At 70.1% G+C, this 19,213-nt stretch carries 14 protein-coding genes and 2 pseudogenes; 10 read left to right on the forward strand and 6 right to left on the reverse strand.

Annotated elements, in window-relative coordinates; all coding sequences use genetic code 11:
- Window positions 1-9: 9 nt before the first annotated feature.
- Window positions 10-350: pseudogene (locus ACFY0T_RS15645) on the reverse strand (MMPL family transporter); the annotation flags it as partial.
- Here ACFY0T_RS15645 and ACFY0T_RS15650 point away from each other — a divergent pair.
- The 3 genes and pseudogenes from ACFY0T_RS15650 to ACFY0T_RS15660 all read left to right on the forward strand — a co-directional run.
- A pseudogene (locus tag ACFY0T_RS15650) lies at window positions 295-489 on the forward strand (TetR family transcriptional regulator); the annotation flags it as partial. The pseudogenes ACFY0T_RS15645 and ACFY0T_RS15650 overlap by 56 nt on opposite strands.
- 172 nt (window positions 490-661) lie before the next feature.
- Window positions 662-901, forward strand: coding sequence for a heavy-metal-associated domain-containing protein (locus ACFY0T_RS15655; protein ID WP_388869698.1), 240 nt, complete (start codon window positions 662-664; stop codon window positions 899-901).
- A 97-nt stretch (window positions 902-998) separates the two neighbouring features.
- Window positions 999-3,269 (forward strand): heavy metal translocating P-type ATPase, encoded by a 2,271-nt coding sequence (locus tag ACFY0T_RS15660; RefSeq protein ID WP_388869700.1) that lies wholly within the window; start codon window positions 999-1,001, stop codon window positions 3,267-3,269.
- A gap of 516 nt (window positions 3,270-3,785) precedes the next feature.
- Here ACFY0T_RS15660 and ACFY0T_RS15665 read toward each other — a convergent pair.
- Together ACFY0T_RS15665 and ACFY0T_RS15670 are read right to left on the reverse strand one after the other, a co-directional pair.
- On the reverse strand, window positions 3,786-5,075 hold the full coding sequence (locus ACFY0T_RS15665) for a citrate synthase (RefSeq protein WP_388869703.1): 1,290 nt from the start codon (window positions 5,073-5,075) through the stop codon (window positions 3,786-3,788).
- Between the two features lie 277 nt (window positions 5,076-5,352).
- Entirely contained in the window at window positions 5,353-7,611 is a 2,259-nt protein-coding gene (locus tag ACFY0T_RS15670; protein WP_388869705.1) for an ATP-dependent RecD-like DNA helicase, read from the reverse strand.
- Between the two features lie 175 nt (window positions 7,612-7,786).
- Here ACFY0T_RS15670 and ACFY0T_RS15675 point away from each other — a divergent pair, with 175 nt between their 5' ends.
- From ACFY0T_RS15675 to rbsD, 5 genes are all read left to right on the forward strand, one after another.
- Window positions 7,787-8,803, forward strand: a complete 1,017-nt coding sequence (locus tag ACFY0T_RS15675; RefSeq protein ID WP_388869708.1) for a LacI family DNA-binding transcriptional regulator — start codon at window positions 7,787-7,789, stop codon at window positions 8,801-8,803.
- Between the two features lie 12 nt (window positions 8,804-8,815).
- Window positions 8,816-10,333 carry a sugar ABC transporter ATP-binding protein gene (locus tag ACFY0T_RS15680; protein WP_388869711.1) on the forward strand — a complete coding sequence of 506 codons (1,518 nt, stop codon included), beginning with the start codon at window positions 8,816-8,818 and terminating at the stop codon, window positions 10,331-10,333.
- A complete protein-coding gene (locus ACFY0T_RS15685) occupies window positions 10,323-12,275 on the forward strand; it encodes a substrate-binding domain-containing protein (protein WP_388869714.1) in 1,953 nt (650 codons plus the stop codon). Before ACFY0T_RS15680 ends, ACFY0T_RS15685 begins: the two co-directional genes overlap by 11 nt.
- A gap of 96 nt (window positions 12,276-12,371) precedes the next feature.
- Window positions 12,372-13,271: a ribokinase gene (locus ACFY0T_RS15690; RefSeq protein ID WP_388869717.1), complete on the forward strand. Its 900-nt coding sequence runs from the start codon at window positions 12,372-12,374 to the stop codon at window positions 13,269-13,271.
- Entirely contained in the window at window positions 13,268-13,657 is a 390-nt protein-coding gene (gene rbsD, locus ACFY0T_RS15695) for a D-ribose pyranase (protein WP_388869720.1), read from the forward strand. Before ACFY0T_RS15690 ends, rbsD begins: the two co-directional genes overlap by 4 nt.
- A gap of 213 nt (window positions 13,658-13,870) precedes the next feature.
- On the opposite strand, the gene ACFY0T_RS15700 is transcribed toward rbsD, so the two are convergent.
- From ACFY0T_RS15700 to ACFY0T_RS15710, 3 genes are read right to left on the reverse strand one after another with little or no spacing between them, the layout of a single operon-like run.
- A complete protein-coding gene (locus tag ACFY0T_RS15700) occupies window positions 13,871-14,698 on the reverse strand; it encodes a sugar phosphate isomerase/epimerase family protein (RefSeq protein ID WP_388869723.1) in 828 nt (275 codons plus the stop codon).
- Window positions 14,695-15,849: a dihydrodipicolinate synthase family protein gene (locus ACFY0T_RS15705; protein ID WP_388869726.1), complete on the reverse strand. Its 1,155-nt coding sequence runs from the start codon at window positions 15,847-15,849 to the stop codon at window positions 14,695-14,697. The genes ACFY0T_RS15700 and ACFY0T_RS15705 overlap by 4 nt, the downstream gene beginning before the upstream one ends.
- Complete coding sequence (locus ACFY0T_RS15710) at window positions 15,846-16,997, reverse strand: Gfo/Idh/MocA family protein (RefSeq protein ID WP_388869729.1); 1,152 nt, start codon at window positions 16,995-16,997, stop codon at window positions 15,846-15,848. Before ACFY0T_RS15710 ends, ACFY0T_RS15705 begins: the two co-directional genes overlap by 4 nt.
- Before the next feature lie 424 nt (window positions 16,998-17,421).
- Here ACFY0T_RS15710 and ACFY0T_RS15715 point away from each other — a divergent pair, with 424 nt between their 5' ends.
- Both ACFY0T_RS15715 and ACFY0T_RS15720 read left to right on the forward strand, forming a co-directional pair.
- Complete coding sequence (locus tag ACFY0T_RS15715) at window positions 17,422-18,471, forward strand: LacI family DNA-binding transcriptional regulator (RefSeq protein WP_388869731.1); 1,050 nt, start codon at window positions 17,422-17,424, stop codon at window positions 18,469-18,471.
- 185 nt (window positions 18,472-18,656) lie between these two features.
- On the forward strand, window positions 18,657-19,130 hold the full coding sequence (locus tag ACFY0T_RS15720; RefSeq protein ID WP_388869733.1) for a nuclear transport factor 2 family protein: 474 nt from the start codon (window positions 18,657-18,659) through the stop codon (window positions 19,128-19,130).
- The last annotated feature ends 83 nt before the right edge of the window (window positions 19,131-19,213 follow it).

Genomic DNA, 19,213 nt, shown 5'->3' on the forward strand with positions numbered 1-19,213 from the left:
GAGTGAACGCTAGCCGCGCGCCTCCACCTTGTCCCGGTCCCGATCACCCTCCTCCGACGCTTGCGGGGCCCGGCCGTCGGCATCTCCCCCTCGCTGAGTCCGAAACGGTCGTGGAATCGCCGCAGCGGCGCCGGCGCCCACCATGTGGCCCGGCCCGTGAGACGCATGACCGCCGGGACCAGCAGGCTGCGGACGACCATCGCGTCCATCACTACGGCGAGCGCGATGCCCAGGCCGAGCATCTTGGTGTTGGTCACGCGCGAGGTGCCGATCGCGACCATCACCACCACGAGGATGACCGCGGCCGCGGTGATCAGCCCGCCGGCGCGCTGGAGGCCGAAGCGGACCGCCGACGACCGGCCGCGCCGTCGGCAGAACCGCGGCGAGCGTCGTATCGCCCAGGCACTGGAGGCCGCCGCCTCCGTCTTCCGCACAACCGGCTACACCGCCGCCAGTACCAACGCCATCGCCCGCGAGGCAGGCGTCTCATCCACCGTTCCTGGACAGCGGGCGGAAACGAGTCCTGACCCGTAGGCACACCCCGAACGGTCTCGGACGCACTGGAGCCTACTTGGTTAATACCCCCTAGGGGTATAATGTGGTTTCTGGAAGGCCCCCGTGGGCCACGCAAGCCCCACATGCCTCGACGAGGAGTAACGCCATGACCGCCCAGACCGACATCCCGGGTTCCGTCACAGCCGTCTACCAGGTGAGCGGGATGAGCTGCGGACACTGTGAAGGCTCCGTCTCCAGTGAGATCTCCGAGATCGCCGGTGTCAGCTCGGTGAAGGCCGTGGCCTCCACCGGCGAGGTCACCGTCGTCTCCGCCGCGCCGCTCGACGAGGAGGCCGTGCGCGCCGCGGTCGACGAAGCGGGCTTCGAGCTCGTCGGCAAGGCCTGAGCAGTCAGTCCTCAGGAGCTCATCTCCTCCGCACCGGGCCGTACCGACCAGCTGATACTGGCTCCGTACGGCCCGGTTCCTCCACTGGAGCCGGACCATGACCACCGCAGCACCCATAGCCGAGACAGCCGACACGCCCAAGACATCCGAGACGTCCACGACGTCGGAAGTAGACCTCACCATCGGCGGGATGACCTGCGCCTCCTGCGCGGCCCGCGTCGAGAAGAAGCTCAACCGCATGGACGGCGTCACCGCCACGGTCAACTTCGCGACGGAGAGGGCGAAGGTCTCATACCCCGAGGGGGTACAGGTCGCCGATCTGATCGCCACCGTGGTGAAGACGGGATACACGGCCGAGGAGCCCCGTCCGCCCGCGCTTCCCGAGGAAGCCGAATCGGCGCCTGCCGAGGATCCCGAGCTGCTCGCCCTCCGCGTGCGCCTCGTCGTCTCCGCCCTCCTGGCCCTCCCCGTCGTCCTGCTGTCGATGGTCCCGGCCTTCCAGTTCGACAACTGGCAGTGGCTCGCGCTGACGCTCGCCGCGCCCGTCGTCGTCTGGGGCGGACTGCCCTTCCACAAGGCCGCGTTGACGAACGCGCGGCACGGCGCGGCCACCATGGACACGCTGGTCTCGGTCGGCACGCTCGCCGCGTTCGGCTGGTCGCTGTGGGCGCTGTTCTTCGGGGACGCGGGCATGCCGGGCATGCACGACGAGTTCCGGCTCACCATCTCTCGTATGGACGGCGCGTCGACGATCTACCTCGAAGTCGCCGCCGGTGTCGTCGCGTTCCTCCTGCTCGGCCGCTATCTGGAGGCCCGCTCCAAGCGGCGCGCGGGTGCGGCGATGCGGGCGCTGATGGAGCTGGGCGCGAAGGACGTGGCCGTACTGCGGGAAGGCCGTGAGGTCCGTATCCCCGTCGCACGGCTGAAGGTCGGCGACCGTTTCGTCGTACGCCCCGGCGAGAAGATCGCCACCGACGGAACGGTGCTGGAGGGCTCCTCCGCCGTCGACGCCTCCATGCTGACGGGCGAGTCGGTGCCGGTGGACGTGACCGTCGGCGACGCGGTGACCGGCGCGACCGTGAACGCCGGGGGCCGGCTCGTCGTCGAGGCCACCCGGGTCGGCGCGGACACCCAACTCGCGCGGATGGCGCGCCTCGTCGAGGACGCGCAGAACGGCAAGGCCGAGGTGCAGCGCCTCGCCGACCGGATCTCCGGGATCTTCGTGCCCGTGGTGCTGCTGATCGCGCTCGGCACGTTCGGGGTCTGGCTCGCGGCCACGGGTGACACCGCCGCCGCCTTCACCGCGGCCGTCGCGGTGCTGATCATCGCCTGCCCGTGCGCGCTGGGCCTCGCCACGCCGACCGCCCTGATGGTCGGCACGGGGCGCGGCGCCCAGCTCGGCATCCTCATCAAGGGCCCCGAGGTCCTGGAGTCCACGCGCCGTGTCGACACCGTCGTCCTGGACAAGACCGGGACGGTGACGACGGGACGGATGAAACTTCAAGAGGTGTACGTCGTCGACGGCACCGCCGAGAAGGACGTTCTGCGGCTCGCCGGCGGCCTGGAACACGCCTCCGAGCATCCGATTGCCCAGGCGATCGCGGCAGGCGCTCAGGAGCGCGCTGGGGACCTTCCGGCGGTGGAGCACTTCGAGAACGTGCCGGGGCGTGGCGTACGCGGGCGCGTGGACGGTCACGACGTCACGGTGGGCCGGTTCCCGCAGGAGCTCCCGGACGAGCTGGCCCGCGCGAAGAGCGCGGCCGAGACGGAGGGGCGTACGGCCGTCGTGGTCGCCCGGGACGGCGTGGCACTCGGTGTCGTCACCGTCGCCGACGCGATCAAGGAGACCAGCGCCGAGGCCGTGCGCGCGCTGCGCGCCCTGGGGCTCACGCCGGTGCTGCTCACCGGGGACAACCGGGCGGTCGCGGAGTCCGTGGCGCGGGCGGTCGGCATCGACTCCGGCGAGGTGATCGCCGAGGTGCTGCCCGAGGACAAGGTCGACGTCGTCAAGCGGCTCCAGGGCGAAGGGCGGACCGTCGCGATGGTCGGCGACGGGGTCAACGACGCGGCGGCGCTGGCCACCGCCGACCTGGGCCTGGCGATGGGGACGGGCACGGACGCGGCGATCGAGGCGAGCGATCTGACGCTGGTGGGCGGGGATCTGCGGGTGGCCGCGGACGCGATCCGGCTGTCGCGGCGGACGCTCACGACCATCAAGGGAAATCTGGTCTGGGCGTTCGGTTACAACGTGGCGGCGCTGCCGCTGGCCGCCGCCGGTCTGCTGAACCCCATGATCGCGGGGGCGGCGATGGCCTTCTCGTCGGTGTTCGTGGTGACGAACAGCCTCCGGCTCAGGACATTCTCATGACGTCGGAGTAAGAGTCCCCCTAGAGTCCAACGACAGGCTCACATAAGCTCTTCACAAGGCTCACGCATCTTCCTTACGCTTGGACCCCGATCGCCATATCGGGGCTCTTGCGTATCTTCAGGACATATGCAAGAGACGCAGATCACAGTGATGTGAACGTAACCATCGAAGGGGTTCGTGAGTCTAAGTTGGCGATGTCAGAAGCGTCTTGGGGGGCGTGACTGACATCTGGGGATGTCTTGGGGGACGTTCCCGGAAATTGCGTTGCCGGGGCACGTACACCGGGGAGCTTTGAGCGGCCCTCCCGATCCGTGCGCGTCCCGGCAGACCGCATCGCAGTAGCGCAGTACCGCGAGTTTTGCTCGTTTAGCTCGCAGCCAGTTCGCAGCGATTCAGGCGCTGTCCACAGACGCCCGGCCGGATCCCGTGGGGGGAATCCGTACCGGGACAAGGAAAGCGCCCTGACTACCGGCCCGTGGGGGGACCGATAGCAGGGCGCTTTCCGTTTTTTTGAGGCTAGCGCGCCTCGACCGGGACGAAGTCGCGCAGGACCTCGCCCGTGTAGATCTGGCGCGGGCGGCCGATGCGGGAGCCGGGCTCCTTGATCATCTCGTGCCACTGGGCGATCCAGCCCGGGAGGCGGCCGAGGGCGAAGAGGACCGTGAACATCTCGGTCGGGAAGCCCATGGCGCGGTAGATCAGGCCGGTGTAGAAGTCCACGTTCGGGTAGAGGCTGCGCGAGACGAAGTAGTCGTCGGAGAGCGCGTGCTCCTCCAGCTTGAGCGCGATGTCCAGCAGCTCGTCGGACTTGCCGAGCGCCGAGAGGACGTCGTGCGCGGCCGCCTTGATGATCTTCGCGCGCGGGTCGAAGTTCTTGTAGACCCGGTGGCCGAAGCCCATCAGGCGGACGCCGTCCTCCTTGTTCTTCACCTTGCGGATGAAGGAGTCGACATCGCCGCCGGAGGCCTGGATGCCCTCCAGCATCTCCAGCACGGACTGGTTGGCGCCACCGTGCAGCGGGCCCCAGAGGGCGGAGATGCCGGCGGAGATCGAGGCGAACATGTTCGCCTGCGAGGAGCCCACCAGACGCACGGTGGAGGTCGAACAGTTCTGCTCGTGGTCCGCGTGCAGGATGAGCAGCTTGTCGAGCGCGGCGACGACGACCGGGTCGAGCTCGTACTCCTGGGCGGGGACCGAGAAGGTCATGCGCAGGAAGTTCTCGACGTACCCGAGGTCGTTGCGCGGGTAGACGAAGGGGTGACCGATCGACTTCTTGTAGGCGTACGCCGCGATGGTCGGAAGCTTGGCGAGAAGGCGGATTGTCGAGAGGTGACGCTGCTTCTCGTCGAACGGGTTGTGGCTGTCCTGGTAGAACGTCGACAGGGCACTGACCACCGACGACAGCATCGCCATCGGGTGGGCGTCGCGCGGGAAGCCCTGGAAGAAGCGCTTGACGTCCTCGTGCAGCAGGGTGTGCTGCGTGATCTCGTTCTTGAAGGTGGAGAGCTCGTCGACGGTCGGCAGCTCACCGTTGATCAGCAGGGAGGCCACCTCGAGGAAGGTGGAGCGCTCGGCCAGCTGCTCGATCGGGTAGCCGCGGTACCGGAGGATGCCCTGCTCACCGTCGAGGTAGGTGATCGCGGATTTATACGCGGCGGTGTTGCCGTACCCGCTGTCCAGCGTCACCAGCCCGGTCTGGGCGCGGAGCTTCCCGATGTCGAAGCCCTTGTCGCCGACGGTGCTGTCGATCACCGGGTAGGTGTACTCGCCATCGCCGTACCGCAGTACTACAGAGTTGTCGCTCACGTCATCCCTCACCGACGTTGTGCCTCTTCTTCGAGGTGCCCTGACTGTCTCTACCATCCCCCATTTGGCCCTGGAGAGTGCACTCGGGGTCGACCATTGGGCCTATTGGCGGCACTCAGTGCCGCCAACCTGCTCATCCTGCCCCCCTTCGCCCTGGTTCCGGAAGTGCTGTGTGACCTTTGCGACTCGTTTGATCGATCATTTTTTGTGATGCCTGCCCGAGCAGGCCTCCGAGCCGCCGATTCCAGGCCGCTTCAGTCCTCCAGGAGACCGGGCGTCAGCCCTCCAACGGGCGGGGTGCGAGGCGGAAGTCCAGGGCCGTACAGCGTCGTCCCGCCGACACCGTGCGCACCGCCTGGCCTATCGCCTTGCGGGAGCCCACGAGGACGACCAGCTTCTTGGCGCGGGTGACCGCCGTATAGAGAAGATTGCGCTGGAGCATCATCCACGCGCCCGTGGTGACCGGGATCACCACCGCCGGGTACTCGCTGCCCTGGGAGCGGTGGATGGTCACCGCGTACGCGTGGGCCAGCTCGTCGAGTTCGTCGAATTCGTAGGGCACCTCCTCGTCCTCGTCGGTCAGCACCGTCAGGCGCTGTTCGACCGGATCGAGCGAGGTGACAACGCCCACGGTGCCGTTGAAGACGCCGTTCTTTCCCTTCTCGTAATTGTTGCGGATCTGGGTGACCTTGTCGCCGACACGGAAGACGCGGCCGCCGAAACGCTTCTCGGCGAGGTCGGGGCGGCCGGGCGTGATCGCCTGCTGGAGCAGGCCGTTGAGGTTGCCCGCGCCGGCCGGGCCCCGGTGCATGGGGGCCAGTACTTGGACGTCCCGCCTCGGGTCCAGTCCGAACTTGGCCGGAATCCGGCGCGCCGCCACGTCCACCGTGAGCCGGCCGGCCTCCTCGGTGTCGTCCTCGACGAAGAGGAAGAAGTCCTTCATGCCGTCGGTGACGGGGTGCTGCCCGGAGTTGATCCGGTGCGCGTTGGTCACCACCCCGGACTGCTGGGCCTGGCGGAAGACCTGGGTGAGCCGGACGGAGGGGATGGGGCTGCCGTCGGCGAGCAGGTCCCGCAGGACCTCGCCCGCGCCGACGCTGGGGAGCTGGTCGACGTCACCCACGAACAGCAGATGGGCGCCCGGAGCCACCGCCTTGACCAGCTTGTTGGCGAGGAGGAGGTCGAGCATGGAGGCCTCGTCCACGACGACCAGGTCGGCGTCCAGCGGCCGGTCCTTGTCGTACGCCGCGTCGCCGCCCGGCTTGAGCTCCAGGAGCCGGTGCACGGTGGAGGCCTCGGCGCCGGTCAGCTCGGCGAGGCGCTTGGCCGCACGGCCCGTGGGGGCGGCCAGGACGACCTTCGCCCGCTTGGCGCGCGCCAGCTCCACGATCGAGCGGACCGTGAACGACTTGCCGCAGCCGGGCCCTCCGGTGAGCACGGCGACCTTCTTGGTGAGCGCGAGCCGGACCGCCTCCTCCTGCCCGGGCGCCAACTCCGCGCCCGTACGCCCCTTCAGCCAGGCCAGCGCCTTGTCCCAGGCCACGTCGTGGAAGCCGGGCATCCGGTCCTGGTCGGTGCGCAGCAGGCGCAACAGCTGGGCGGAGAGGGAGAGTTCGGCGCGGTGGAAGGGGACCAGGTAGACGGCCGTCACCGGGGCGCCGCCGTCGGGGCCCGGGACCTTCTCCCGTACGACACCGGGATCCTCGCCCTCCTCGGCCGGCGCCGCCAGCTCGGCCAGGCACTCTATGACCAGGCCCGTGTCCACCTGGAGCAACTTCACGGCGTCCGCGATCAGTTGCTCCTCGGGGAGATAGCAGTGGCCCTGGTCGGTGGATTGCGAAAGTGCGTACTGGAGGCCGGCTTTGACGCGCTCCGGGCTGTCGTGCGGGATGCCGACGGACTGGGCGATCTTGTCGGCGGTGAGGAAGCCGATGCCCCAGACGTCGGCCGCGAGGCGGTAGGGCTGGTTCTTGACGACGGAGATCGACGCGTCGCCGTACTTCTTGTAGATGCGGACCGCGATGGAGGTGGACACCTCGACGGTCTGGAGGAAGAGCATGACCTCCTTGATCGCCTTCTGCTCCTCCCAGGCGTCGGCGATCTTCTGGGTGCGCTTGGGGCCGAGGCCCGGCACCTCGATGAGGCGCTTGGGCTCCTCCTCGATGATCTGGAGGGTGTCCAGGCCGAAGTGCTGGGTGATGCGGTCGGCGAAGACCGGGCCGATGCCCTTGACCAGGCCGGAGCCGAGATAGCGGCGGATGCCCTGGACGGTGGCGGGGAGCACCGTCGTGTAGTTCTCCACCGTGAACTGCTTGCCGTACTGGGGGTGGGAGCCCCAGCGGCCCTCCATGCGCAGGGACTCGCCGACCTGGGCGCCGAGGAGTGAGCCCACGACGGTGAGCAGGTCGCTGGCGCCTCGGCCGGTGTCGACTCGGGCGACCGTGTACCCGTTCTCCTCGTTGGCGTATGTGATGCGCTCGAGTACGCCTTCCACGACCGCCAGGTGCAGCGGCTGGCTCCCCGCCTGATTGGACATGATCCGACGCTACCGCCCGCCTCTGACAGTGCGCGGACCTGTGGACAACTTCCCCGACAGCGCGCCGACGCTGTGGGCGACTTTCATCACGATCCGGTCTCGGGGTCTTGTCAATTGTCTGTGTAATCGATTCCAATCCTCCGTGTAATCGATTCCACGAGGAGGTGGAGCGGCGATGGCGAGCATCAAGGACGTTGCCGCCGAGGCCGGCGTATCCGTCGCCACGGTCTCGCGGGTCCTGAACGACCATCCGTCGGTCAGCGCGGACGCACGCACCCGTGTGCTGGCCGCCGTACAGAACCTGGGCTACCGCCCGAACGCCGTCGCCCGCTCCCTGCGCACCGACCAGACCCGCACCCTGGGCCTCGTCATCAGCGACGTACTCAACCCGTACTTCACCGAGCTGGCCCGCTCCGTCGAGGAGGAGGCCCGCGCCCTCGGCTACAGCGTCATCATCGGCAACGCCGACGAGCGGCCCGAGCTGCAGGACCACCACGTCCGTACGCTGCTCGACCGCCGCATCGACGGCCTGCTGGTCTCCCCCACGGACGGCGGCTCCCCCGGGATGCTGGACGCCGCGCGCGCGGGGACGCCGATGGTCTTCGTGGACCGCTGGATCGCGGGCGTGGACGTGCCCGTCGTCCGGGCGGACGGGCGCGCGGCCGTGCGTGACCTGGTCGCCCATCTGCACGGTCTCGGACACCGGCGGCTGGCCATCATCGCGGGCCCGGCCGCGACCACGACCGGCAGTGAGCGGGTCGAGGCGTTCCGGGAGGCCATGGCCGAGTACGGGATGCCCCTCCCGGACGCGTACATAGGCCAGGGCGACTTCCAGGCCGAGAGCGGACGCCAGGCCACCGAGCGGTTCCTCGACCTGGCCGAGCCGCCCGAGGTCGTCTTCGCCGCCGACAACCTGATGGCGCTCGGCGCGCTGGACGCCATCCGCGCGCGCGGGCTGCGGGTTCCCGACGACATCGCGCTCGCCGCCTTCGACGACATCCCGTGGTTCGTGCACACCGATCCGCCGATCACCGCGATCGCCCAGCCGACGGGCGAGCTGGGCCGGGCCGCCGTACGCGCCCTGGTCGATCGCATCGAGGGGCGGCCCCCGCAGTCCGTCACCCTCCCCGCCCGTCTCGTCGTACGCCGCTCGTGCGGCGAGGCCCCTGCCACCAAGAGGAGCAACCCGTGAGCCCAGGACGAGTTGCTGCGTATCGAAGGGATACGCAAGACCTTCCCCGGCGTGGTCGCGCTCGACAGCGTGGACTTCGACCTGCGCCGCGGCGAGGTGCACGTGCTGCTCGGCGAGAACGGCGCGGGCAAGAGCACGCTGATCAAGATGCTCTCCGGCGCCTACCACCCCGACGCCGGGCGCGTCCTCGTCGACGGCGAGGAGGTCCGTATCCAGGGGGCGCAGGACTCCGAGCGCCTCGGGATCGCGACCATCTACCAGGAGTTCAACCTCGTCCCCGATCTGACGGTCGCCGAGAACATCTTCCTGGGCCGGCAGCCGCGCCGCTTCGGGATGATCGACCGCAAGACGATGGAGGCCGACGCCGCCGAGCTGCTGAAGCGGGTCGGTGTGAACGTGTCCCCCCGCGCGCGGGTGCGTGAACTCGGCATCGCACGCCTACAGATGGTCGAAATCGCGAAGGCGCTGAGCCTGAACGCGCGCGTCCTGATCATGGACGAGCCGACCGCGGTGCTCACCTCCGAAGAGGTCGAAAAACTCTTCGCCATCGTGCGCCAGCTGCGCGAGGACGGTGTCGGCATCGTCTTCATCACGCACCATCTGGAGGAAATCGCCGCCCTGGGAGACCGGGTGACGGTCATCCGGGACGGCAAGAGCGTCGGCCAGGTGCCCGCGTCCACACCCGAGGACGAACTCGTACGCCTCATGGTGGGCCGGTCCATCGAGCAGCAGTATCCGCGGGAACGGGCGGACGCCGGGGCCGCGCTGCTCACCGTCGAGGGCCTGACCCGCGACGGTGTCTTCCACGACGTGAGCTTCGAGGTGCGGTCCGGTGAGGTCGTCGGCATCGCGGGGCTCGTGGGCGCCGGACGCACCGAGGTCGTCCGCGCGGTCTTCGGCGCCGACCCGTACGACAAGGGCGCCGTGAAGGTCGCCGGCGCCGCACTGCGCCGCCATGACGTGAACGCCGCCATGGAAGCCGGCATCGGGCTCATCCCCGAGGACCGCAAGGGCCAGGGCCTCGTCCTGGACGCCTCCGTCGAGGAGAACCTCGGCCTGGTCACCCTGCGCGCCGCCACCCGCGGCGGGCTCGTCGACCTCAAGGGCCAGCGGGTCGCCGCCGCGCGGATCGCCAAGCAGCTCGGCGTCCGGATGGCGGGCCTCGGCCAGCATGTGCGCACCCTCTCCGGCGGCAACCAGCAGAAGGTCGTCATCGGCAAGTGGCTGCTCGCCGACACCAAGGTGCTGATCCTCGACGAGCCGACCCGCGGCATCGACGTGGGCGCCAAGGTCGAGATCTACCAGCTCGTCAACGAACTGACGGCCGCCGGTGCCGCCGTCCTGATGATCTCCAGCGATCTGCCCGAGGTCCTGGGGATGAGCGACCGGGTCCTGGTGATGGCCCAGGGCCGGATCGCGGGCGAGCTGTCCGCGGACGAGGCGACGCAGGACTCCGTGATGGCACTCGCCGTCAGCACCCCCACCACTACCGCAGTTGAGAACGACAAGGAGGCCCTCCGTGGCCACTGACACGCTCAAGAGCACATCGGGCGCGAGTGGCGCCTCGGCGGTCCGCCGCCTCCTGCTCGACAACGGGGCGCTCACCGCGCTCATCGCCCTCGTCATCGCGATGTCGGCGCTGTCCGGCGACTTCCTGACGACGGACAACCTGCTCAACATCGGCGTCCAGGCGGCCGTCACCGCCATCCTCGCCTTCGGCGTCACCTTCGTGATCGTCTCGGCGGGCATCGACCTGTCGGTCGGCTCGGTCGCCGCGCTGTCGGCCACCGTCCTCGCCTGGATGGCGACCTCGGAGGGCGTCCCGGTCTGGATCGCGGTGATCCTCGCGGTCGCCACCGGCATCGCGTGCGGCCTGGTCAACGGCATCCTGATCTCGTACGGGAAGCTGCCGCCGTTCATCGCGACCCTCGCCATGCTCTCGGTGGGCCGCGGCCTGTCCCTGGTGATCTCGCAGGGCAGCCCGATCGCCTTCCCCGACTCGGTCTCGCACCTCGGTGACACGCTCGGCGGCTGGCTGCCGGTGCCGGTCCTTGTCATGGTCGTCATGGGCCTGATCACCGCCGTGATCCTGGGCCGTACGTACATCGGCCGCTCCATGTACGCGATCGGCGGCAACGAAGAGGCCGCGCGCCTGTCCGGCCTGCGGGTGAAGAAGCAGAAGCTCGCCATCTACGCCCTCTCCGGTCTCTTCGCGGCCGCCGCGGGCATCGTGCTCGCCTCCCGGCTCTCCTCCGCGCAGCCGCAGGCCGCGCAGGGCTACGAGCTCGACGCGATCGCCGCGGTCGTCATCGGCGGCGCCTCGCTCGCGGGCGGCACCGGCAAGGCGTCCGGCACGCTGATCGGCGCGCTGATCCTGGCGGTGCTGCGCAACGGGCTCAACCTCCTTTCCGTGTCCGCGTTCTGGCAGCAGGTCGTCATCGGTGTGGTGATCGCGCTGGCGGTGCTGCTCGACACGGTGCGGCGCAAGGCCGGGGCCACCCCGGTGGCCGCCGGTGCCGGCACGCCGGGCGGCAAGGGCAAGCAGGCGGCGACGTACGTGATCGCGGCCGTGGTCGCGGCGGCCGTCGTCGGCGCCATGTCCTTCCTGCACACCGGCTCGCCCTCGTCGACGACCCAGAAGGTGGGCCTGTCCCTGTCCACCCTGAACAACCCCTTCTTCGTGCAGATCAAGGCGGGTGCGCAGGCGGAGGCGAAGAAGCTCGGCGTGGACCTGACCGTCACCGACGCGCAGAACGACGCCTCGCAGCAGGCCAACCAGCTGCAGAACTTCACCAGTTCGGGCCTCGGTTCGATCATCGTCAACCCGGTGGACTCGGACGCGGCGGGCCCGGCGGTCCGCGCCGCGAACAAGGCCGACATCCCCGTCGTCGGCGTCGACCGCGGCGTCAACAAGGCCGACACGGCCGCGCTCGTCGCCTCCGACAACGTCGCGGGCGGCAAGCTGGGCGCCAAGGCGCTCGCCGAGAAGCTGGGCGGCAAGGGCAAGATCGTGATCCTGCAGGGCCTCGCCGGTACGTCCGCCAGCCGTGAGCGCGGCGCGGGCTTCGCCGAGGGCCTGAAGGCCTACCCCGGCATCCAGGTCGTCGCCCGGCAGCCCGCGGACTTCGACCGCACCAAGGGCCTCGACGTCATGACGAACCTGCTCCAGGCCCACCCCGACATCGACGGCGTCTTCGCCGAGAACGACGAGATGGCGCTCGGCGCGATCAAGGCGCTCGGCTCCAAGGCGGGCACGTCCGTCGCGGTCATCGGCTTCGACGGCACCCCCGACGGTCTGAAGGCGGTCCAGGCGGGCACGCTGTACGCGTCCGTCGCCCAGCAGCCGAAGGAGCTCGGCCGGATCGCGGTCGACAACGCGCTGAAGGCCGCCGAGGGCGAGAAGGTCCAGGAGACGGTGAAGGTGCCGGTGAAGGTGGTCACCAAGGAGAACGTGGCCGGGTTCGGCGGCTGACCACCGTCGGCCGGCAGGCGCCAGGTGGTACGGGCGGATCCCGACGGGATCCGCCCGTACCGGCGCATCAACTCACCTATACAGGGAGAAAAGTTCATGTACGACTACGACCTTCTGGTCGTGGGATCGGCCAACGCCGACCTGGTGATCGGGGTCGAGCGGAGGCCCGCGGCCGGCGAGACGGTGCTCGGCTCCGACCTCGCCGTCCACCCCGGCGGCAAGGGCGCCAACCAGGCCGTCGCCGCCGCCCGCCTCGGAGCCCGTACGGCCCTGCTGGCCCGGGTCGGCGACGACGCGCACGGCCGGCTGCTGCTCGACTCGCAGCGGGACGCGGGCGTCGACACCGTGGGCGTGCTGGTCGGCGGGGCGCCCACCGGGGTCGCGCTGATCACGGTGGACCCGTCGGGGGACAACAGCATCGTGGTCTCGCCGGGCGCCAACGGCCGGCTCACACCCGAGGACGTACGGGCCGCCGGGAGCCTCTTCCAGGCCTCCCGGGTGGTCTCGGCGCAGCTGGAGATCCCGCTGGAGACGGTCGAGGAGGTCGTACGCGCTCTCGCTCCCGGCAGCCGTTTCGTACTGAACCCGTCGCCGCCGCGCGCGCTACCCCCCGAGGTCCTCGCGGCCTGCGACCCGCTGATCGTGAACGAGCACGAAGCACGCGTGATCGTCGGTACGGCGCTCGGGGACTCCCCCGAGGACTGGGCGACGGCCCTGCTCGCCCTCGGCCCGCGCTCGGTGGTCGTCACGCTGGGCGCGGAAGGTGCGCTGGTGGCTTCCTCGGAGGGCGTCGCGCGCGTGCCGGCGGTGCGCGTCGAGGCCGTGGACACCACGGGTGCCGGCGACGCCTTCACCGCGGCACTGGCCTGGCGGCTCGGGCAGTCGGAGTCCCTGCCGGAGGCCGCCGCGTACGCCGCCCGGGTCGGGGCCGTCGCCGTCACGCGGCCCGGCGCGCAGGAATCCTTCCCGACCGCGCAGGAGGTCGAAGCCCTATGAAGAAGGCCGGAATTCTGAACCGCCATCTCGCGGGCGCGCTCGCCGAGCTGGGGCATGGGCACCGTGTCCTGGTGTGCGACGCGGGGATGCCGATACCGGCGGGCCCGCGCGTGGTGGACCTGGCCTTCCGGGCCGGGGTGCCCTCCTTCCTGGAGGTGCTCGACGGGCTGCTGGACGAACTGGTGGTGGAGGGCGCGACCGCCGCGCACGAGGTCCGGGACGCGAACCCGGCGGCGACGGCGCTGCTGGAGGCCCGCTTCCCCGACCTTGAGCTGGTCTCGCACGAGAAGCTGAAGTCGCTGTCGGCGGACGCGAAGCTGATCGTCCGCACCGGGGAGGCCCGGCCGTACGCGAATGTGCTGCTGCGCTGCGGGGTGTTTTTCTGAGGCGCTGAGTCTGCAGAAAAGGTCTCCGAAGACTTCGAGGGGCCCGGTCCGTCGACCGGGCCCCTCGGCTTTCCCCTCCGTATCAGAACCCCCGCGATCCCCCCAGATCCCCCTCCAGAAGTCCTGATGCCAAGTACGACCCGCGAGGTAGGGAAAGGGTTGCACGGTCTTCTGAAAATCTTTTCCGACCCTCGGACGGCGCGCCCCCGGCCCTCAGGCGGCGTGTTCGAGGAACCGGTCCACCGTCTCGGCCAGCACCTCCCGCCCGTCCCGCGCCCACAGCGCGTCGTTGAACAGCTCGACCTCGATCGGCCCGTCGTACCCGGCCGCCTCGACGTAGGAGCGCCACTCCCGCATGTCGATGGAGCCGTCGCCGAGCTGGCCGCGGCCGTTGAGGACGCCCTCGGGCAGCGGGGTGGTCCAGTCGGCCAGCTGGAAGGTGTGGATGCGGCCGGAGGCGCCCGCGCGGGCGATCTGCGCGGGGGCCGTGTCGTCCCACCAGATGTGGTACGTGTCGACGGTGACGCCCACCTGGTCCGCGGGGAAGCGTTCCGCGAGGTCCAGGGCCTGGGTGAGGGTGGAGACCACGCAGCGGTCGGCGGCGTACATCGGGTGGAGTGGTTCGATGGCCAGCCGTACGCCGCGCTCGGCCGCGTACGGGCCCAACTCCCCGAGCGCGTCGGCGATGCGCTCCCGCGCGCCGTGCAGGTCCTTGGAGCCGGCCGGCAGACCGCCGGACACCAGGACCAGGGTGTCCGTGCCGAGGGTCGCCGCCTCGTCGATCGCCGCCCGGTTGTCGTCCAGGGCCCGGGCGCGCTCGTCCGGGTCGATCGCCGTGAAGAAGCCTCCCCGGCACAGGGTCGTCACCGCGAGGCCCGCGTCGCGGACGAGCTTGGCGGTCGCCTCGACGCCGTACGACTGGACGGGCTCGCGCCAGAGGCCGACGCCCTGGACGCCCACCTCCAGGCAGGCGTCCACGAGTTCCGGCAGGGACAGCTGCCTGACCGTCATCTGGTTGATGGAGAAGCGGGCGAGGCTCATGGGGTCACTCCGTACAGGGCGAGCAGGGTCTTCATGCGCGCCTCGGCCGGCTCCGGGCTCGGGAACAGGCCCAGGCCGTCGGCGAGTTCGTAGGCGCGCGCGAAGTGCGGGAGCGAGCGGGCCGACTGCAGCCCGCCCACCATGGTGAAGTGCTCCTGGTGCCCGGCCAGCCAGGCAAGGAAGACGACGCCGGTCTTGTAGAAGCGCGTCGGCGTCTGGAAGAGATGGCGGGACAACTCGACCGTGGGGTCGAGGAGTTCGCGGAATCCCTTGACGTCGCCCGTGTCCAGGACCCGTACCGCCTGCGCGGCCAGCGGGCCCAGCGGGTCGAAGATGCCGAGCAGCGCGTGGCTGAAGCCCTGCTCGTCGCCGGCGATCAGCTCGGGGTAGTTGAAGTCGTCGCCGGTGTAGCAGCGGACGCCGTCCGGGAGGCGGCGGCGCAGGTCGACCTCCCGCTGGGCGTCGAGCAACGACACCTTGATGCCGTCCACCTTGTCGGGGTGGGCCGCGATCACCTCCAGGAAGGTGTCCGTCGCCGCGTCGAGGTCACTCGACCCCCAGTAGCCCTCCAGCGCCGGGTCGAACATCGGACCCAGCCAGTGCAGGATCACCGGTTCGGTGGCCTGGCGGAGGAGATGGCCATAGACGTCGAGGTAGTCCTCGGGGCCATGCGCGGCCGCCGCCAGCGCCCGCGAGGCCATCAGGATCGCCTGCGCGCCGGTCTCCTCGACGAGGGCGAGCTGCTCCTCGTACGCCGCCCGGACCTGCTCCAGCGAGGCCGGACCGGTGAGCTGGTCCGTGCCGACGCCACACGCGATACGCCCGCCGACCGCCTTGGCCTCGGCGGCGGACCGGCGGATGAGTTCCGCCGCGCCCGCCCAGTCCAGGCCCATCCCGCGCTGCGCGGTGTCCATCGCCTCGGCGACACCGAGCCCGTGCGACCACAGGTGGCGGCGGAAGGCGAGCGTCGCGTCCCAGTCGACGGCGGCGGGCGAGTCGGGCGAGACGTCCGCGTACGGGTCGGCGACGACGTGCGCGGCCGAGAAGACCGTACGGGAGGTGAAGGGTGCGCCGGTGGCGAGGGCGAGGGGCTCGGCGCGCGGGGTGTAGGTACGCAACACGCCTCCCACGCCCGGGAGTTGGATGGTCACAGCGCGATCTCCGGTACGTCGAGACGACGGCCCTCCGCCGAGGACCTCAGGCCCAGTTCGGCGAGCTGGACGCCACGGGCGCCGGCGAGGAGGTCCCAGTGGTAGGGCGCGCCGGCGTAGACGTGTTTGAGGAACAGCTCCCACTGGGCCTTGAAGCCGTTGTCGAACTCGGCGTTGTCGGGGATTTCCTGCCACTGGTCACGGAAGGAGTAGGTGGCCGGGATGTCCGGGTTCCAGACCGGCTTGGGGGTCGAACTGCGGTGCTGAACACGACAGTTGCGCAGCCCGGCGACGGCCGATCCCTCGGTTCCGTCCACCTGGAACTCGACGAGCTCGTCGCGATGGACACGCACGGCCCACGACGAATTGATCTGGGCGATCGCGCCGCCCTCCAGCTCGAAGATGCCGTACGCGGCGTCGTCGGCCGTCGCGTCGTAGGGCTTGTCCTGCTCGTCCCAGCGCTGCGGGATGTGGGTGGCGGTGAGCGCCTGCACGGAGGTGACGCGGCCGAACAGCTCGCGCAGGACGTACTCCCAGTGCGGGAACATGTCGACGACGATGCCGCCGCCGTCCTCGGCGCGGTAGTTCCAGGAGGGCCGCTGGGCGGTCTGCCAGTCGCCCTCGAAGACCCAGTAGCCGAACTCCCCGCGGATGGACAGGATCCGCCCGAAGAAGCCGCCGTCGATGAGCCGCTTGAGTTTCAGCAGTCCGGGGAGGAAGAGCTTGTCCTGGACGACGCCGTGCTTGATGCCCTTGTCGTGGGCGAGCCGGGCCAGTTCCAGGGCGCCGTCGAGGCCGGTCGCGGTCGGCTTCTCGGTGTAGATGTGCTTGCCGGCGGTGATGGCCTTCTTGATGGCCTCCTCGCGGGCGGAGGTGACCTGCGCGTCGAAGTAGATGTCGACGGTCGGGTCGGCGAGGACCGCGTCCACGTCCGTCGACCAGTGCTCGAGGCCGTGCTGCTCGGCGAGCGCCTTGAGGGCGTGCTCGCGGCGGCCGACGAGGACGGGCTCGGGCCACAGCACGGTGCCGTCGCCCAGGTCGAGGCCCCCCTGGTCGCGCAGGGCGAGGATCGAGCGGACGAGGTGCTGGCGGTAGCCCATGCGTCCCGTCACGCCGTTCATGGCGATACGCACCGTCTTGCGTGTCACGTCATTCCCTTCGTACGCGTCAGGCGCCGCGTACGCCCACAGGTGAGCGTTACAGCAAGCGCTTTCTATCTGATGAGAAGCTAGCCTCTGTGCAGCGGTCCGGACAAGACCGTGTCGAGGTCGAGTTGTTCGAGGGGGCGAACAACGGGGGCCGATGGTCGTATGGTCTGCACGGGCCGTGATCGTGGGAAGCGGTGTGCAGGACGTTGGGCCCCGGTGTTCGACGCCGTACGACGACGCGTGACGACGTACGACGACGTAGGACGACGTACGACGTGCATGGCGACGTAGGACGACGTATGACTGGGCACGCTGACCAGGCACGGCTGACTTGGCACGACTCACTAGGCACGACTGACTAGGCACGACTGGCACGACGACGTACGAAGAGGTACGACGAGATGCGCGACCGGAGGACGACGAGATGACCGTGACCCTGGCGGACGTGGCGGCGCGTGCGCAGGTCTCACCCGCGACCGTGTCCCGGGTGCTGAACGGGAACTATCCCGTCGCGGCGTCCACGCGCGAGCGAGTGCTGCGCGCGGTGGACGAGCTGGAGTATGTACTGAACGGGCCCGCGAGCTCGCTGGCCGCGGCGACGTCCGACCTCGTCGGCATCCTGGTCAACGACATCGCCGACCCCTTCTTCGGGATCATGGCGGCCGCGATCCAGTCGGAGATCGGCGGTCCCGGGGGGCGCGCGGGCGGGGAACGGCTCGGGGTCGTGTGCAACACCGGCGGCTCCCCGGAGCGCGAGCTCACCTACCTCACGCTCCTTCAGCGCCAACGCGCCGCCGCCGTCGTCCTCACCGGGGGTGCCGTCGAGGACACCGCGCACGCCTCCGCCGTCGCCGCGAAGCTGCGCAAGCTGGCCGAGGCCGGGACCCGGGTCGTCCTGTGCGGGCGGCCGCCGGCGCCCGAGGCCGCCGAGGCGATCGCGCTCACCTTCGACAACCGCGGGGGCGGTCAGCAGCTCACCGAGCATCTGATCGGGCTCGGACACCGGCGGCTCGGCTACATCGCGGGCCCCGAGGAGCGGACGACGACGCGGCACCGGCTGGAGGGACACCGGGCCGCGCTGGCCGCGCACGGCATCGCGGACGATCCGCGGTGGACGGTGCACGGCCGCTACGACCGCCGGTCGGGGTATGAGGCGACGCTTGAACTCCTGCGCCGCGACCCGTCGTTGACGGCTGTGGTCGCCGCGAACGACACGGTGGCGCTGGGTGCGTGCGCGGCTCTCCGGGACTCGGGACTGCGCATCCCGGACGACGTGTCCGTCGCGGGCTTCGACGACCTGCCCTTCAGCATCGATGCCGTGCCCGCGCTCACTACGGTGCGGCTTCCCCTCTTCGAGGCGGGGGCCCGCGCCGGGCGGATCGCCATGGGGCGGGAGGAGCCGCCGCCGGGCGGGATCGCCACGGTGCGGGGGGAGTTGATGGTACGGGGGTCTACTGGGGGGCCGCGCGCCTGACCGCGCGCCCCCGGGCCGACGGGCCCAAGCGTTTTCTTCGCCCCCTCCGCCCCTACCCGTCCCATCCCTGGGGGGCTCCGCCCCCCAGACCCCCCTAAAAGATTGCGCAGTTCCCCGCGCCCCTGAAGCCGGAACCCGCACCCGTCCCTTGACCTCAAGTCCGCTTGAGTTGCGAGGGTCGGCCCATGACCACACAGACCCAGCCCGCGGAAACCGCTCACGCAGAGATCCGCACCCTCGTCGACCAGCTCTTCCGCACCCTGGACGAGCGCAAGTTCGCCGCAGCCTGGATCCTCGACTTCGTCACCGAGGACGTACGCATGGAGACCCCCCTCGGCACCACCGAGGGACCCGACGCCGCCCGCGCCACGGAGGAGGCGCTGGCGCGTTACGACCGTACCCAGCACATCGCCGCCGGGATCCTCACCGACGTCGACGCCGAGGCAGGCCAAGCCACGGCCTCCTGGAACGCGCTGATGACCCACGTCCACCACGACACCACCCTCCGGGAGCGCGGCGCGGACGCCGACCCGTTGTTCACGGTCGGCGGCCACTACGAGGCCGACCTGCGCCGCACCCCCGCCGGCTGGCGCTTCAGCCGGGTCGCGATCCGGGCGGTCTGGACGAAGGGGCAGCCACCCCTGGGCATCAACGACTGACGTAAGAAACCGGACGAAAGATCTGGACAGAAGATCCGGACGGAAGATCTGATCGCGGGAGCGATGATTTCCGAGCCCTGCGC

The sequence above is a fragment of the Streptomyces sp. NPDC001530 genome (assembly GCF_042894545.1).
Lineage (GTDB): Bacteria > Actinomycetota > Actinomycetes > Streptomycetales > Streptomycetaceae > Streptomyces.

What these genes read in the sequence shown, in the direction of transcription:
- ACFY0T_RS15655 (WP_388869698.1), top strand. Translation starts at nt 662, where the DNA reads ATGACCGCCCAGACCGACATCCCGGGTTCCGTCACAGCCGTCTACCAG.
- ACFY0T_RS15660 (WP_388869700.1), top strand. Translation starts at nt 999, where the DNA reads ATGACCACCGCAGCACCCATAGCCGAGACAGCCGACACGCCCAAGACA.
- ACFY0T_RS15670 (WP_388869705.1), bottom strand. Translation starts at nt 7,611, where the DNA reads ATGTCCAATCAGGCGGGGAGCCAGCCGCTGCACCTGGCGGTCGTGGAA.
- ACFY0T_RS15675 (WP_388869708.1), top strand. Translation starts at nt 7,787, where the DNA reads ATGGCGAGCATCAAGGACGTTGCCGCCGAGGCCGGCGTATCCGTCGCC.
- ACFY0T_RS15690 (WP_388869717.1), top strand. Translation starts at nt 12,372, where the DNA reads ATGTACGACTACGACCTTCTGGTCGTGGGATCGGCCAACGCCGACCTG.
- rbsD (WP_388869720.1), top strand. Translation starts at nt 13,268, where the DNA reads ATGAAGAAGGCCGGAATTCTGAACCGCCATCTCGCGGGCGCGCTCGCC.
- ACFY0T_RS15700 (WP_388869723.1), bottom strand. Translation starts at nt 14,698, where the DNA reads ATGAGCCTCGCCCGCTTCTCCATCAACCAGATGACGGTCAGGCAGCTG.
- ACFY0T_RS15715 (WP_388869731.1), top strand. Translation starts at nt 17,422, where the DNA reads ATGACCGTGACCCTGGCGGACGTGGCGGCGCGTGCGCAGGTCTCACCC.
- ACFY0T_RS15720 (WP_388869733.1), top strand. Translation starts at nt 18,657, where the DNA reads ATGACCACACAGACCCAGCCCGCGGAAACCGCTCACGCAGAGATCCGC.